The sequence below is a fragment of the Nocardia sp. NPDC049149 genome, assembly GCF_043197455.1.
Lineage (GTDB): Bacteria > Actinomycetota > Actinomycetes > Mycobacteriales > Mycobacteriaceae > Nocardia.
The window spans coordinates 187,846-202,459 of sequence record NZ_JBICTD010000013.1 but is presented as its reverse complement, the minus strand read 5'-3'; the positions used below and the strand labels follow the sequence as shown (position 1 = coordinate 202,459).

14 protein-coding genes are annotated in these 14,614 nt (G+C 66.3%); 6 read left to right on the top strand and 8 right to left on the bottom strand.

Going from position 1 to position 14,614, the window contains the following annotated elements:
- Nucleotides 1–59: 59 nt before the first annotated feature.
- The 4 genes from ACGFNJ_RS38835 to ACGFNJ_RS38820 form a co-directional block, all read right to left on the bottom strand.
- Nucleotides 60–458, bottom strand: coding sequence for a hypothetical protein (locus ACGFNJ_RS38835; protein WP_393460475.1), 399 nt, complete (start codon nt 456–458; stop codon nt 60–62).
- Between the two features lie 235 nt (nt 459–693).
- On the bottom strand, nt 694–1,425 hold the full coding sequence (locus ACGFNJ_RS38830; RefSeq protein ID WP_393460472.1) for an RDD family protein: 732 nt from the start codon (nt 1,423–1,425) through the stop codon (nt 694–696).
- Nucleotides 1,426–1,472: 47 nt separating this feature from the next.
- The gene (gene gluQRS, locus ACGFNJ_RS38825; RefSeq protein WP_393460469.1) at nt 1,473–2,429 is read right to left on the bottom strand and encodes a tRNA glutamyl-Q(34) synthetase GluQRS; all 957 of its coding nucleotides are present in this window, start codon (nt 2,427–2,429) and stop codon (nt 1,473–1,475) included.
- An 8-nt stretch (nt 2,430–2,437) separates the two neighbouring features.
- Entirely contained in the window at nt 2,438–2,923 is a 486-nt protein-coding gene (locus ACGFNJ_RS38820) for a DUF309 domain-containing protein (protein WP_393460466.1), read from the bottom strand.
- A 417-nt stretch (nt 2,924–3,340) separates the two neighbouring features.
- On the opposite strand from ACGFNJ_RS38820, the gene ACGFNJ_RS38815 reads away from it, so the two are divergent.
- The gene (locus ACGFNJ_RS38815) at nt 3,341–3,550 is read left to right on the top strand and encodes a DUF397 domain-containing protein (protein ID WP_393460463.1); all 210 of its coding nucleotides are present in this window, start codon (nt 3,341–3,343) and stop codon (nt 3,548–3,550) included.
- A 143-nt stretch (nt 3,551–3,693) separates the two neighbouring features.
- Here the strand turns inward: ACGFNJ_RS38815 and ACGFNJ_RS38810 are convergent, their stop codons facing one another.
- Nucleotides 3,694–5,349, bottom strand: coding sequence for a cytochrome bc complex cytochrome b subunit (locus ACGFNJ_RS38810; protein ID WP_393460460.1), 1,656 nt, complete (start codon nt 5,347–5,349; stop codon nt 3,694–3,696).
- A gap of 234 nt (nt 5,350–5,583) precedes the next feature.
- On the opposite strand from ACGFNJ_RS38810, the gene ACGFNJ_RS38805 reads away from it, so the two are divergent.
- Nucleotides 5,584–7,071, top strand: coding sequence for a wax ester/triacylglycerol synthase domain-containing protein (locus tag ACGFNJ_RS38805; RefSeq protein WP_393460566.1), 1,488 nt, complete (start codon nt 5,584–5,586; stop codon nt 7,069–7,071).
- 53 nt (nt 7,072–7,124) lie between these two features.
- On the opposite strand, the gene ACGFNJ_RS38800 is transcribed toward ACGFNJ_RS38805, so the two are convergent.
- The 3 genes from ACGFNJ_RS38800 to ACGFNJ_RS38790 form a co-directional block, all read right to left on the bottom strand.
- Nucleotides 7,125–7,763, bottom strand: coding sequence for a class I SAM-dependent methyltransferase (locus tag ACGFNJ_RS38800; protein ID WP_393460457.1), 639 nt, complete (start codon nt 7,761–7,763; stop codon nt 7,125–7,127).
- Between the two features lie 36 nt (nt 7,764–7,799).
- Entirely contained in the window at nt 7,800–8,285 is a 486-nt protein-coding gene (locus tag ACGFNJ_RS38795; protein ID WP_393460454.1) for a GNAT family N-acetyltransferase, read from the bottom strand.
- Between the two features lie 166 nt (nt 8,286–8,451).
- Nucleotides 8,452–8,583, bottom strand: a complete 132-nt coding sequence (locus ACGFNJ_RS38790) for a hypothetical protein (protein WP_393460451.1) — start codon at nt 8,581–8,583, stop codon at nt 8,452–8,454.
- 241 nt (nt 8,584–8,824) lie between these two features.
- On the opposite strand from ACGFNJ_RS38790, the gene ACGFNJ_RS38785 reads away from it, so the two are divergent.
- From ACGFNJ_RS38785 to ACGFNJ_RS38770, 4 genes are all read left to right on the top strand, one after another.
- Nucleotides 8,825–11,038 carry an ABC transporter substrate-binding protein gene (locus tag ACGFNJ_RS38785; protein WP_393460448.1) on the top strand — a complete coding sequence of 738 codons (2,214 nt, stop codon included), beginning with the start codon at nt 8,825–8,827 and terminating at the stop codon, nt 11,036–11,038.
- 100 nt (nt 11,039–11,138) lie between these two features.
- Nucleotides 11,139–11,705: a TIGR03086 family metal-binding protein gene (locus ACGFNJ_RS38780; RefSeq protein WP_393460445.1), complete on the top strand. Its 567-nt coding sequence runs from the start codon at nt 11,139–11,141 to the stop codon at nt 11,703–11,705.
- A gap of 377 nt (nt 11,706–12,082) precedes the next feature.
- Nucleotides 12,083–13,363 carry a cytochrome P450 gene (locus ACGFNJ_RS38775; RefSeq protein ID WP_393460442.1) on the top strand — a complete coding sequence of 427 codons (1,281 nt, stop codon included), beginning with the start codon at nt 12,083–12,085 and terminating at the stop codon, nt 13,361–13,363.
- A 10-nt stretch (nt 13,364–13,373) separates the two neighbouring features.
- Entirely contained in the window at nt 13,374–14,600 is a 1,227-nt protein-coding gene (locus ACGFNJ_RS38770; protein ID WP_393460439.1) for a cytochrome P450, read from the top strand.
- Nucleotides 14,601–14,614 lie beyond the last annotated feature (14 nt).

The window sequence follows — 14,614 nt, the reverse complement described above, 5'->3', positions numbered from 1 at the left end:
CTCGGCAAAACGTCAGGGGCGCACCCGATAACGGTGCGCCCCTGTTTCGTGCCATCGACTCACGCGCAGTTGTATGTGCCTCGGGTTACCTCAGTGGTGCCCGCATAGGTGAGGTTCGTATGTTGGAGAAGTCTGATGCCGATGCAGTTTCCGTCTTCGTAGTACCGACCCGCGTTGACGGCGATATCGGTCGCGACAAGGGCGATGACGCCAGCGCAGACCGTTCGGCCTGCGCCGCCGAGACCCACACAGATCAAGCCCGATCCTGCGCCGACCAGCCAGCTCCTGTCTCTGGCGTTCCGTGTTTGCGCGCGATCCAGCCGAACAGTGCAGGTGATGTTTCCGCAATCGCTTTGGGTCGGATCCGCCGCCGCCACGCCGGCGGGCAGCACGGTACTCATCCCGAAGGCGGAAGCCATCAGTACAGAAATTGCTATGGCACGTTTGACGATCTTCACAGTGGTGCTCGCATTCCCCGGATCTGCCGCTTCCGGCAGGTGAATTGAACCTCGGCTCACCGAATGGTGGGCACGACCTCGATTCCATCAAGCGTGTGCTCCCGGGCTCCGAGATAGCAAGCAGAGCAAGGACTTTGGCAGTCAGTGGCAGATCCGGAGTGCGCTGAACGCACAAAAAGGCAGGGGCGCACCCGGTTCGGGTGCGCCCCTGCCTTGGCAGTGGTTCTGTAAGTTGTCAGGCCTTGACGACCTGGGTGCCGCCGGCGAACTTGTCGTGCCAGCCCTGCTTGTTCGGGTCCTGCGAAATGGTGACCGCGACGTAGATCGCCAAACCGAGCCCGGCCAGGTTGCCGAGGCAGTAGACGATGTTCACGGCGACGAAGATGTTGCGCTTGAGCGACGTCACCGGGTCGATCTTCGCCGCGCCGCCGGGCGCGAGCACCTTGAGGCCGACGATCTTCTTGCCGAAGGTCGTCCCCTGCGAGGTCTCCATCAGGACGAAGTAGGCGGTGTACAGCGCGTACAGCACCGCCATGCTCAAGATGGTGCCCACGATGCCCTTCAGGGCGAGCGACAGCACGAAGTAGACGGGAATGCCGACGATGCCGCAGATCAGGCCGTCGAGAACACGGGCGCCGAACCGGGTAGCCAGGTCACCCGGCTGCCCGCCGTAGTTGTTGAAGCCACCCGGCTGCTGCTGCGGGTACTGGCCGTACGGATCCTGCGGCTGGCCGTACTGGGGCTGCTGGCCGTACTGAGGCGGCTGCTGACCGTATTGCGGCTGCTGACCGTACTGGGGCGGTTGCTGGCCGTATTGCTGGCCGCCCTGGGGGAACTGTTGGCCGCCCTGCGGATACGGCTGCTGGCCGCCGCCTTGCGGGAATTGTTGGCCGCCCTGCGGGTACGGCTGCCCATACGGCTGCCCGCCCTGCGGATACTGGTTGGGGTCGTACCCACCGCTTGTCATAGTTGTTTGTCCTCGTCGAGTGATCAGTAGTTGGACGAATGCGTACGTTACGGACATCGACTGCGTTGCAACAACCCATTCCCGTCGAGTATCCACGGTTCGTGTGGCAGATGTGCCGGGTCGAAGCTGTCGAGCAGCTCTGCCGCCGTGGTCGCGGTGTAGCCGAGCGAGTCGGCGAGCAGGGCAACGATCTGCTCGGGCGTGCTGCCGAGCGCCAGTTGGTCGGCCATGGTCACCGCGCCATCGCGCTTGGCGAGCCGCTGCCCTTCGGCATTGAGCACGAGCGGAACGTGGGCGTAGCGCGGCACCGGTAGGTCGAGCAAGGTCGCGAGGTAGGCCTGGCGTGGCGTGGACGGGAGCAGATCGTCGGCGCGGACCACCTGATCGATGCCCTGTGCCGCGTCGTCGACCACCACCGCGAGGTTGTAGGCGGGGATGCCGTCGCCGCGTCGCAACACCAAATCGTCCACCTGGCCACGGTAATACCCGTGCAAATAGTCGAAGATCACGAATTCGGTTGCCGTCGAACGTAAGCGCAGTGCGGCCTGGCGTCCTTGTGCGCGCAAGGCGGCGCGGTCTGATTCGGTCAGCGTGCGGCAGGTGCCGGGATAGGCACCCATCGGGGCGTGTGGCGCCGTGGCCGCCTGTTGGATTTCCTTACGCGTGCAGAAACATTCGTAGGTGTGCCCGGCGGCCGTGAGCCGGTCGATCGCAGCCTGGTAGTGCGGCAGTCGCTCGGATTGCCGGACCACCGGGCCGTCCCAATCGAGCCCGATCGCGGCCAGGTCCGCGAGCTGGCGCGCCTCGGCGCCGGTCCGCGCTGGGTCGAGGTCTTCCATCCTGAGCAGGAAGCGCCGTCCGGTAGAGCGAGCGAACGCCCAGGCGAGCAGTGCGGTGCGCAGGTTCCCCAGGTGCAGGTCGCCGGACGGGGTCGGTGCGTACCGGCCCGCGTCCAGTTCGGTACGGGCCCGGCTCGGGCGCGATGACAGGCGCACGATGGCCATCGTAAAGGTCAGCCGCGCAGGCGCGGCGTCAGCTCGGCGGCGGGGATCGGCGTCTCGGCGTCGAGCGCGGCGAGCAGTGTTTCGGCGTGTGCGATCAAGCCGGTGCGGTCGATGCCGTAGGGCATGACCCCGTCCTCGTCCGGCTGGAACGTGCGCAGCCGGGTGACCGCACGGGTGAGTAGGGTGCGCGCGCCGGTCGGATTGCCACGTTGGATGTGTGTGACACCGACAGCGAGCTGAGCAAGCGCTTGCCACAGCATCCGCTCGGCGAACGGTCCGTTCTTCCACGCGGCCTCTAATACCTCGTGCGCGTTGAATGCTAATCCGTCGTCCAGCAGTTGCTGAGCGAAGGTGAGCGTTTGCTGTGGCGGCAGATCTAGATCATCGGGAATTCGGGCAACTCCGGCACTGCCCGGCGGCAGCGGCCGCCCGAGTCGGTCGCGCGGACGAGAGTTTCGGGCGCGACCTGCGTCGTCGCGATCGCGGTCAACCATGCTCCCATCATGCCCCGGCCTTCGAGATGGCGTCGATGAGACAGTGTCCGATGAATGAAAAATGGACGGATCACAGAGCAATCACATCGGCCGAAATGTTTGCGGTACTGCCATAATGAGAATGGTTTCCGCATGCTGGCAATGTTCCCGCAACATTTCTTCTTCGCAAACTTGGCAGTTCGTATTTCCAAATAAGCCGGAGGCGGGCAAACTTTCGATAGACCTGCTAGTGTTTACCGCGCGGGGGCAACCTCGTGGGGTGTATTCACCCCGACGTACAGTGCGATAACGACGCACCGTGGAGTTGCGCGCTTCCGCTAGGCGCACAGGGGATTCGGCGTTCCTGCCGGGTGCCGGTGCTAGTTAGGACGATGTCAGAAGAAAACTCGTTCTCGACGCAGCGAAGGAGCTAGTGCCGTGGAGGTTGATTTGACGGAGGCTGTGTGGCGTAAGAGTACCTACAGCGGCCCTGATGGGAACTGTGTGGAAGTCGCCTTTCTAGTCGACGGCAATGTTGCGGTCCGTGACACCAAGGACAACGGATATGGTCCGGTGCTGGCCTTTGCGCCGGGTCACTGGGACGCATTCCTAACCGGAGTGGCGCAGGGGGAGTTCGGACGATCCTGACAGCATCAGATCGCCCGAACCAGTTAGCACGGGCCCCGGGTCGGTATGGACTCGGGGCCTTCGCAATATTCGGGCACCGGGCGCGGGGGCCTGGCGTCCGAATACATGCGTTTCACTTTTAGTAGGCGAACGGACGGGTCCAGCTATCGGCTCGAGCCGTTGCCATGGGAGCCATTTCCGCTGCCGCTGTCCCGTTCCTGGTAATCGCGCAGCACCGCGAGCTGCCTGCGCTCTTCGGCATGGTCGTCGGCGAGATTGTGCTCGGACTCCTGCCACGGATCGGCGAAGAAGAAGCTGCCGGTTCCCGGCTTGCCGGCCAGGCCGAGCTTGCTCATCTTCTTCGGCACCGGAGCGCCCTGATACGACAACGGGATCGGATGGCCGTGGTCGTCGACCGGGCCGAGCGGCTGATGCAGTTCGATGTACTCGCCGTGCGGCAGTCGCCGGATCACGCCCGTCTCGACGCCGTGCTCAAGCACCGCCCGGTCGCTGCGCTGCAAGCCGAGGCAGATCCGATAGGCGGCGAAGTAGGCGAACGGTGGGAGTACCAGGATGCCGATCCGCCCGATCCAGGTGGTCGCGTTGAGCGAGATGTCGAACTTGTAGGCAAGGATGTCGTTCACACACGACAGGGTGAGCACCACGTAGAACGCGATCGCCATCGCGCCGATCGCGGTGCGCACCGGCACGTCACGCGGCCGCTGCAGCAGGTTGTGCCTGGCGGTGTTGTCGCCGGTCAACCGCTTCTCGATCCACGGATACATGATCAGCATGGTGAAGACCAAGCCCATGATCAGCGCACCCCACACCGGCGCAGGCACCGTATAGCGGCCCAGATACAGCTCCCACGGCGGGATGAGGCGCATCATGCCGTCGGTCCACATCATGTAGAAGTCCGGCTGCGAACCCGCCGACACCTGAGAGGGGTTGTACGGGCCCATGTTCCAGATCGGGTTGATCTGGAGGATGCCACCCATGATCGCGACGATGCCGAGGGTGAACGCGAAGAACGCGCCCTGATCCAGCGAGAACACCGGGACGATGCGGGCGCCGATCACGTTCTTCTCGGTGCGGCCGGGCCCGGGGAACTGGGTGTGCTTCTGGTACCAGACGAGCGCGATGTGCGCGGCGATCAGCGCGAGCATGATGCCGGGGAGCAACAGCACGTGCGCGATGAACAGGCGCGGGATGATGATGGTGCCCGGGTAGTCGCCGCCGAACATCAACCAGTGCATCCAGGTGCCGATGATCGGGATGCCGAGGGTGATGGACGAGAACGCCGCCCGCAGGCCGGTGCCGGAGAGCAGATCATCGGGCAGCGAGTAGCCGAAGTAGCCCTCGAACATCGCCAGGATGAGCAGCAGCGCGCCGATCACCCAGTTCGCCTCGCGTGGTTTGCGGAATGCGCCGGTGAAGAAGACCCGGAACAGGTGCACGATGATCGATGCCGCGAAAAGCAGTGCGGCCCAATGGTGTACCTGCCGCACGAAGAGACCACCGCGCACCTCGAAGGTGATGTTCAGCGCGGTCTCGTAGGCGCGCGACATGGTGACGCCACGCAGCGGCTGGTAGGAGCCGTTGTACACGACCTCGGTCATCGATGGATCGAAGAACAGGGTCAGGTACACGCCGGAGAGCAGCAGGATGATGAAGCTGTAGAGCGCGATCTCACCGAGCAGGAACGACCAGTGGGTCGGGAACACCTTGTTGATCGACCGCTTGAGGAATCTCGCGGCCTGATATCGCTCGTCGGCGGAATTCGCCTGCGCGCTGACCTTGCGACCGAGTTGTGTTGCCATGGCCGACACTCCGCCCCTGGAGAGTGGTATGTGTTCTACTACAGACGGTAGCAGGAGCCGGGCGCGGAATCGATGGTTTTTCGCGTATGCCCTTGCGGATCAAGATCATTCAGACGCTCACTGCTCTGTATATATACAGCCTCCCGCGGGATGGACCGGGTAGCCCGGCGGCCCGGGAGTGATCCGGGGCCTGGGTGCCGCGGCGGGGTTCGATACTGTCGGTTCGTGAGGCGGATGGCGCCGCAGGACGCGACGATGTACTGGCTGTCGAGGCGGACGCGCAACGACCTGTTCCTCGTGTACTGCTTCGCCGACACCGGCCGCCCGACCGAGGAGCTGCGCGCGTTCGTCGCCGAACGCAGCGCGCGGATCGCCGATCTGCGGGTCCGGGCACAGGACGTGCCTGGCGATCTCGACTACCCGTCCTGGGTGCCGTGCGATTTCGCGGCTGATCAGTTCGTCGAACACGTATTGCCGGAACCGGATTGGGCGCACGTGCAGTCGGCCCTCGGTGAACTGGTCGGCACGGTGCTGGACGCCTCGGCCCGAGCTTGGCGATTGACCGTCCTCCGCGGTGTCGGCGAGGTGCCTGTGCCGGGTCGATCGGCCGCGCTCGACGCGGAGGTGACACCCACGCTGGTTGCTGTTCTGCAGATGTCGCACGCGCTGGCCGATGGGCGTCGTGCCGCTGAGATCGCGCGGGCGCTGTTCGCCGCTGATGATCCGGGGTTCGACGCCGGCTCGGGCGCCTCGCCGATCGAACGAATTCCTGGTGTGCGCAGATTGTCTGCGCTGGTGCGGCCAGCGGATGCGGTGGTGCGGCGACTGGCAGACGTGTCGCCGGTCAACGCGACAGCGCTGCGACGAGTGGTGCCAACGGTTCCGGTGGCTGCCGCGCTCGCCGTGCCGCAGCTGCCGATTCGATTGGCCAGGACCGCTGTTCGCGGCTACCAGGCCTTCCGTGCCCAGCAACAGCTCACCAAGCTGACCGCCGCCGGACAACTGCCGCCGCCGGGCCCCGGATTTCCGCCGAGCCGGGTGAATGGTGCTGAGGCAGCGCAAACTTTGGCCCATCAGGTGCGGATGATCGTGTGCGACTCGGCATCTCTGCGCGCACCCGGCCACACCGTCACCGTCGTCGTGCTGACTGCGGTGTCGGTTGCCCTCACTCGCTACCTGGAACATTGCGGCGATCAAGTGGACCGGCTCGGTGCCCAGGTCCCCATGGCCCTACCGGATGCCGCAATCTCCGGGGCCCGCAACAACTACCGCAGCCTCAGCGTCGACCTGTGCATCGATGAGCCCGACCTTCGCCGGCGCGCCGACACGATCGCCGCAACCTTGGCCGACCGCAAACGCCGAGCCAGGCACCCCCTGCTTGCGGCCCAGGATCGAGTCACCGCGGTCGTCCCCGCGCCGCTGCTCCACCGTGACGTCGCCAACTACCCCCTCGACGCGGTTCCGGACTCCATCGCAGGTCACACCGTCGTCTCCAGCGTCGACCGCGGCCGAGCAGACCTCACCTTCGGTGGCGGTCGAGTCCGCTTCACCGGCGGCTTCCCCGCCATCGGCTCGGTGATGCGCCTGACCCATGGGATCCACGGTCTCGGCGAGACCGTGACCCTCTCCCTGCACGCCGACAGCGGGACACTCCCTGATCTCGACAACTATGCCGACTTGCTCAGCGCCGCTGTGCACGAGGTTGCACAGGTACTGAAGTAATACCGGAACAACGGATCACGGTCATCCACCTCGAATGAGCGCCGGATGATCGTTCAGCCGATCGGCTTGTGCCACACCAGGGAATAGCGCCAATAGACCAGGCGGCGCACCCGTGCGCCGGGGAGCAGCGCGGTCACCTGTTGACGAACCTGGTGGGTGGTCAGCGGTGGGTCGAGGACCACCGGCATGTCGGCGTCGTTCGATTCGCGGGCGTGCCAGTTGCCGCGGCCTGCCGCGCGAAGAACCGCGAACACCGCGCCGAAGGCTCGGTGGCCAAGGGCCGCCAGCAGTTCGATAGGCAGTTCGCGCGGGAGGTCGGTGCGGGGCAGGGCGACGGCGGCGAGGACGCCGCCGGGGCGCAATGCCTTGGCAAGGATCGGCAGGACCTCGTCGAGCGGCAGATGGTGCAGGGTGCTGATTGAGACGATCGCGTCGTAGGTCTCGTCGGGCAGCGGCTGGTCCAGGATGTCGCCGAGGAGGTAGGTGACGTTGCTCGGGGACCGCTGTTCGGCCGCGTCGATCATGACGGGGGAGCGGTCGATGGCGTCGACGTGGTCCGCGTGGTCGGCCAGTTCGGTCGCGAACGCACCTGCGCCGCAGCCGACGTCGAGGACTCGTGCGCACGGGTTCGGCAGTTGGCGCAGCAGAAACCGGTGGTAGAAGGTGTTGTGTTGCCAATCGATGCCAGCCATCGATCCCACTCTGCCACAGGGTTTTCGGATGCGGCGCTACCCGAGGTCGAGGGTGGCGGTGACAGTATCGCCGCTGACGGTCGAGGCCGCGGTGTCGAGTAGTTGGCGTGCCGCCGGGTTGTCGACCGTGGTGACGGCCACGATGCGGCGGGCACCGACCTGGACCGCGAGCGCGCGTAGTTGCTCGGCGACGGCGCGGCCGACACCGTGCCCACGATCGGAGCGCCCGATCCAGACGCCCGCTTCGACACCATCCTCGACCGGTTGCAGCCGCGCGGCTCCGACGACCCGGCCGCCCACCGCGATCACATAGGTGTACTCCACCGGCTGGTCCGCCCGCAGTGACCGCCCGCGATGGAATTCGAGAAATGCCTGCCTGCGTTCAGCGTTCCAGCCTGGCTCGCCGTCCACCGGAGGCATGACCTCCAGCGGATCGGCGTCGCGAACCGCAGCGTTGAGCAGCAACGGAAGGTTGTCTTCCGTCAACGACTCGAGCGTGACCGGCTCCGTATTCTCCTGCACGAGACCGAGCCTGCTGGACCGCGCGCCTGCCGGTCAACGGAATTCCCGCCGCTGCTCACAGCGCAGCGAGCAATTGCGCGTCGAGGTCTCGCAGGTAGTCGCGGCCGAACGCGCCGTTCTCCAGCCCATTCACCAGCGCGGCGGGCAGATCCTGTTCGATCTCCGGTCACCGTGCCGCCGCGGCGAACGCGATCGTCGCCACCGTGTCCACATCTCCGGTGAACGCCACCGAGGCGCGCAGCATCGCGCTCAGGCTCCGCCCCGACGCCAGCACCGTCAGCGCGGCGCGCACGCTCATCCAGCCCTTCGCGCCGACCTTGCCGCGCCATGGTCGTCGGTTGCACCGTATCGAAGGACCGGGGTCGTCGCGACCACGTTTTGGGTGTGCCGGCTATGTCCCTGGTGCCGACACGTTCCCTGGCTACGATGAGCGGGTGGGCGGCCGGTCCATGTCGTGGCCGGTGACGACCCAATAGTTCGGCTCGGGTCGGCAGGTCGTGCCGAGGGTGGGTACGGGTCGGGGCCGCTGAGAGGACGGGATGCTGCGCGCTGGTGAGGTTTTCGCCGGATACGTGATCGAGCGCAGGCTGGGTCGCGGCGGTATGGGGTCGGTGTATCTGGCGCGGCACCCGCGGCTGCCACGGCGGATCGCGTTGAAGTTGCTCAGCACGAACCTGCACGCCGACAAGGAGATGCAGGCGCGCTTCGAGCGCGAAGCGGAACTGGTCGCGCGGTTGGACCATCCGAACATCGTCGCGGTGTACGACCGGGGCGTCGACGAAGACGTGCGCTGGATCTCGATGCAGTACGTCGACGGTGTCGACGCCGGTGCGCTCGAGCCGCGGTCGCTGGCGCCGGAACGGGCGGTGGAGATCATCGCGGAGACGGCGAAGGCGCTGGATTACGCGCACGCCGTCGGGGTGCTGCACCGCGATGTGAAGCCGGCGAACATCTTGCTCGCGCACGCGACGGCGGGGCAGGGGGAGCGGGTCCTGTTGACGGACTTCGGGATCGCGCGCCTTCGCGATGAGTCCAGGCAACTGACCAGGACCGGCACCTTCACCGCGACGCTGGCCTACGCGGCGCCCGAGCAGCTGTCGGCGACGACGGTCGACCATCGAACCGATCAATATGCGTTGGCGTGCAGCCTGTTCTGGCTGTTGACGGGGACGGCGCCGTTCGAGTCGGACAGCCCGGCCGCCACGATCGCCGGGCATCTGCAGCAGCCGCCGCCCTCGGCCCGTGACCGCAGGACAGGTCTGCCTGCCGCGTTGGATGCAGTGCTGGCGAAGGCGCTGGCCAAGCGTCCCGCTGAACGGTTCGCGTCCTGTACCGAATTCGCCACCGCGGCACGGGAAGCGTTGGCGTCCAACACTGATTCCGTCGCGATCACCCGCAGTCTGGCGGAAGACTCTGTGGCGCATCCTGTTTCCGCACCGACGGTGCCACAGTCGTGGACGCCGCCGCGCACGCCGACGGCTGGCACGAGCCAGCCCGCGAAAGCGACGCTGGTGGCGCGACGCCCGACTGCGCGCTATCTCGGCGTCGGGGTGGCCGCACTGGTCGTCGTCGCGCTGGTGGCGGGAGTCGTCTGGGTCGTCGGGCAATCGGACCCGGACAAGCCGCGGACCGACGCATCACGAACCATCGTCTGGTCCGGCGCCATCGCGCCAGGAACGGCGAGTGCGCCAAAGGCCTTGGCGCCGCTGGTCCAGCTCGACGCCCAGGGCAAAGAGATCTCCAGATCGAGTACCGCAGCGACCTCCACGGGCGACGGCAAAGCGACGTGCACACCCGTCACCATCGCGACGACAGCTGGTCCGGAAGCCGGGGTCGGCGGCGGCGTGCAGCTGGCCGTCGACGAGTTCACCAAGGCGAACCCGGGCTGCCCTGTCGCGCTGAAGAAGTTCGACATCGATCCGTCGACTGCCGCGAACGTTGCCACCCAGATCGCGAACGACCCATCGATCGTCGCGCTGATCGGGCCGGTGTTCTCCGCCGAAATCCAGGCTGTCGGAACGGTTCTCGATGGCGCAGGGCTGCCCTTCCTCACGCCGTCGGCGACCGATCCCACCCTGTCCGGCAATGGTTGGCGCGCCTTCTTCCGCGGTTTGGCCGCCGATGACGTGCAGGGCACCGCGTTGGGGAAGTATCTGGCAGGCACCTTCGGCAAGGTTTGTGTGGTGCAGGACCGGAGCGGCTACGGCAAGAGCGTCGCCGGAAACGTCGTCGCCGCACTGGGTTCCGTGACCGATCCGCGCTGTGCGGCGGTGGATATCGAGAAGGGCGATCGCGACTTCGCCACCGTGGTCGCCAAGGTCACGGCCGCCGACCCGGACGCGGTGTTCTTCTCCGGCTTCTACGAAGAGGGAGCCGCAGTGCTCGAGCAGCTGAGGCGTGCCGGAGTCGGCGCGCGTTTCGTCTCGGCGGAAACCACCCTCACCCCCGACTTCATTGCCCAGGCAGGCAATTCGTCCGCCGGCGCGATCGTGTCCTGCTCGTGCGGACCCGTCGTCAGCCAGTTCGCCAACGACTATCGAACGCGCACCGGACAAGCCCCTGGCCCCGGTGCGGTGGAAGCCTATGACCTCACGACGATCCTCCTGAAGGGCATTGCCGCAGGCCGGACTACTCGCGCGAGCTTGGTCGAATACCTGCGGGGATACGACGGTCCCGGTCTGGCCCGTACTTATCGGTGGACTGCCACCGGTGACCTCGTGAACCCGCAAACCTGGCTCTACCAGGTCAATTAGCGGCCGTCGGCGGGGTAGCGATGAGTTTCGCTCCCCTGGAGCGTCTACCTCGGTAAGGGCAGGTGCCACTGCTCAGAGTGCTGCCCGAGGAAGGATCGCCATGATCGACTTGAAGCCTGCCTGCGACACGATGATCGGCCTGCTGGTCGGCACTGCCAACGATCAGCTGACCAACCCGACCCCTTGCAGTGAGTACAGCGTCGCGCTGCTCATCGATCATGTCGATGTGGTTGCGCGGGGGTTCGTCGCGCTCGCACGCAAGGAGCTGGACGCCACCCCCGAGCCCGTCGAAGGGCCCGACCCGCGCCGCAACATCGCAGAGCGGCTGTCCGAGCTCGGCACGGTGTGGGACGACCCGGCCGTCTGGCAGGGCAGTACCGCGGCGCCCGATGGTCCGGACCTGGCGAACGAGGTGTGGGGCAAGATCGTGCTCACCGAATTGGTCGTGCACGGCTGGGATCTCGCGCGAGCCACCGGTCAATCCTTTGCGCTTCCCGACGAGACGTTGCGCGCGTGCCTCGAGCACGTCGCCGTGTTCGTGCCGAATGCGCCCGTCCCTGAGCTGTGGGGTCCGGCGGTCGAGGTATCGGGGGAGAGCCTGATCGACCGGATCGTGGGGATCACCGGTCGTGATCCGCACTGGAGTGCTGCCACCGTCCGGAGCTGATCGGTCGCGGTATTCCCCAGCAGCCCAACCGGTTTGTCGGTGGCCGGCAACCTGGCCGTCCGCGCCAGCGCTGACCTGCAACATGTTGCCGCATCGAATGAGATTCTGCCGCAACGCTGCTACCGTGATCGGGTCGCCGAAGCGGGGTGACAGGTTGGTCCGGCCGGGGGGTTACGCAGTGCATTCGTCGAAATCGGCTGGCCTGCATGATCTGTGACATATCACCGGTGTATCCGGGGTCCCCGCAGCATGTTCCGGTCCTCGACGTGCAGCTCTACCGTGAGGTCCCCTATGGTCGGATGGAACCTGATACACCTCCGACCTCTCGAGACGCACGTGACCGAGGCACGTGTCCCGCGCCGACGACCTCTGGAGCCATGCCTTTGACCACCTCACAGTTCCCCGCGCCCGCGCCCGAAAGCCGCACGTCAGGGGTCTGCCCCGTGGCACACGGATCACCCGTCGACACCGACGGTCCCCGGGTACTCCTGCACACCGAGGAGTTCGCCGCCGACCCGCATCGCGCGTACGCCGACATGCGGCGCCGCTACGGCTCGCTGGTGCCGATCGAGTTGGCCCCCGGCGTGCCTGCCACCCTGGTGGTCGGCTACCAGACCGCGCTGCGCATTCTCAATGACCCCGAACACTTTCCGGCCGATCCCCGGACCTGGCAGCAGAGTGTGCCCGAGGATTCGCCCATCAAGCCGATGATGGAGTGGTATCCGAACGCGCTGCGCAACAGCGGCGCCGCGCACGCGCGGTATAGACAGGCCTACACCGCCGCCATCGATGGAATCGACCTGCACGCCCTGCATTCCACGGTCGAGCAGATCGCGATCCCGCTGATCAACACCTTCTGCGCCACCGGATCCGCAGATCTGGTCACCCAGTACGCGTTTCCGCTCGTCTTCGAGGTGCTCAACCAAATGGTGGGCTGCTCAGCCGAATTGGGGCAGCGGGTGGCGACGGGCATGGCCGCGCTGTTCGACACGGTCAACGCGGCCGAGGGCATGCAGATGCTGAGCGAGGCGCTGCTGGAGTTGATCGCGTTGCGGCGCGCGGAACCCGGCGACGACGTGACATCGCGCCTGGCGCACCACCCGGCGAACCTCGACGACGTGGAAATGCTCTCGCAGCTGATCAGCTTCTACGGCGCGGGCATCGAACCGCAGCAGAACCTGATCATCAACACCCTGCTGCTGATGGTCACCGACGATCGCTTCGGCGGCGATGTGCTCGGCGGCAGCCTGTCGACCAGGGATGCGCTCGACGAAGTGCTGTTCAACGACCCGCCCATGGCGAACTTCTGCACGTCCTATCCGCGCCAGCCGATTCTGATCGACAACAACTGGCTGCCCGCGCACCAGCCGGTGCTCATCAGCCTGGCCGGCTGCAACAACGACCCGGAGATCCGCGGCGGTGACCGCACTGGCAACCGCTCGCACCTGGCGTGGAGCGCAGGCCCGCACGCCTGCCCGGCCAAGTCGGTCGCGTACCTGATCGTGCAGGACGCCATCGATCAGCTGCTCGACGCGCTGCCCGAGATGCAGCTCGCCATGCCCGCAGGCGAATTGACCTGGCGGCCAGGGCCGTTCCACCGTGCCATCGCGTCGCTGCCGGTCGTCTTCCCCAAATCTCCGCCGTTGAACTTGCTGTAAGGAGCGTCTGATGGAGCATGAACCGATAGTCCTCGACCTGACCGGTGCCGATATCCAGGGCGAGAACGCACGGATCCGGGCGCGCGGACCCGTCGCCCTTGTCGCGCTGCCCGGCGGCGTACCTGCCTGGTCGGTGACCGACGCCACGGTGCTCAAGGGCCTCCTCGCCGACCCGCGCGTCTCGAAAGACGCTCGGCAGCATTGGTCTTCGTTCATCAACGGCGAGATCACCGAGGCGTGGCCGTTACATCCGTGGGTGGCGGTGGACAACATGTTCACCGCCTACGGCACGGAGCACCGGCGGCTGCGCAAGCTGGTGTCGCCCGCGTTCACCCACCGTCGGACGACCGAGTTGCGGCCGCGCATCGAGGCGATCACCGACGGCCTGCTGACCGCGTTGGCCGCCACTCCGCGCGGTGAATCGGTAGACCTGCGTGCACGATTCGCGTATCCGGTGCCGATCCAGGTGATCACCGAGATGATGGGCGTGCCCGATCATCTCGGTCCCGGACTGCACAAGTGTGTCGACGGGTTCTTCGACACCTCGTTCACGCCGGAACAAGCCCAGGCCAACTACCTCGACATGTATCGGCTGGTCAGCGAACTCGTCGCCTATCGGAGAGACTCGCCAGGCGACGACGTCACGAGCGTCCTGATCGCCACCCGCGACGAAGACGGCTCGCAGTTGTCCGAGAAGGAACTCGTCGACACCCTGATGCTCGTCATCAACGCCGGGCACGAGACCACCGTCAACCTGCTCGATCAGGCGATCTTCGCGCTGCTGACGCACCAGGAGCAGCGCGCCGATGTCGTCGAGGGCCGGGTGCCGTGGTCCGACCTGGTCGAGGAGACGCTGCGGGTGGAGGCGCCGGTCGCGCACCTGCCGCTGCGCTACGCCGTCGAGGATATCGAGCTGGATGGCTGGCGAATCCCCAAGGGCGAAGCCATTCTTGCCTCGTACGCGGCCGCGGGTCGTGACCCGAAGGTGCACGGCGCCACCGCCGACGACTTCGATGTGCACCGCAGCAACAAGGACCACCTGTCCTTCGGCCACGGCGCCCATCACTGCATCGGCGCACCGCTGGCCCGGCTGGAGGCGGCGATCGCGCTGCCCGCGATCTTCGAGCGCTTCCCGAAGATGCAATTCGCCGTCGACCCAGCGGAATTGGCGCCGGTGGGTAGTTTCGTCTCCAACGGTCACCGCCAGCTCCCGGTGTACCTGGAACCTGTGGAGTAGTTCATCCGCCGGGT

Bases quoted from the DNA above. Each gene is read 5' to 3' on its own strand.
- ACGFNJ_RS38830 (WP_393460472.1), bottom strand. From the start codon at position 1,425: ATGACAAGCGGTGGGTACGACCCCAACCAGTATCCGCAGGGCGGGCAG.
- ACGFNJ_RS38780 (WP_393460445.1), top strand. From the start codon at position 11,139: ATGATCGACTTGAAGCCTGCCTGCGACACGATGATCGGCCTGCTGGTC.
- ACGFNJ_RS38800 (WP_393460457.1), bottom strand. From the start codon at position 7,763: ATGGCTGGCATCGATTGGCAACACAACACCTTCTACCACCGGTTTCTG.
- ACGFNJ_RS38805 (WP_393460566.1), top strand. From the start codon at position 5,584: ATGGCGCCGCAGGACGCGACGATGTACTGGCTGTCGAGGCGGACGCGC.
- ACGFNJ_RS38785 (WP_393460448.1), top strand. From the start codon at position 8,825: ATGCTGCGCGCTGGTGAGGTTTTCGCCGGATACGTGATCGAGCGCAGG.
- ACGFNJ_RS38790 (WP_393460451.1), bottom strand. From the start codon at position 8,583: ATGAGCGTGCGCGCCGCGCTGACGGTGCTGGCGTCGGGGCGGAGCCTG.
- ACGFNJ_RS38820 (WP_393460466.1), bottom strand. From the start codon at position 2,923: ATGGTTGACCGCGATCGCGACGACGCAGGTCGCGCCCGAAACTCTCGT.
- ACGFNJ_RS38810 (WP_393460460.1), bottom strand. From the start codon at position 5,349: ATGGCAACACAACTCGGTCGCAAGGTCAGCGCGCAGGCGAATTCCGCC.
- ACGFNJ_RS38770 (WP_393460439.1), top strand. From the start codon at position 13,374: ATGGAGCATGAACCGATAGTCCTCGACCTGACCGGTGCCGATATCCAG.
- gluQRS (WP_393460469.1), bottom strand. From the start codon at position 2,429: ATGGCCATCGTGCGCCTGTCATCGCGCCCGAGCCGGGCCCGTACCGAA.
- ACGFNJ_RS38775 (WP_393460442.1), top strand. From the start codon at position 12,083: ATGCCTTTGACCACCTCACAGTTCCCCGCGCCCGCGCCCGAAAGCCGC.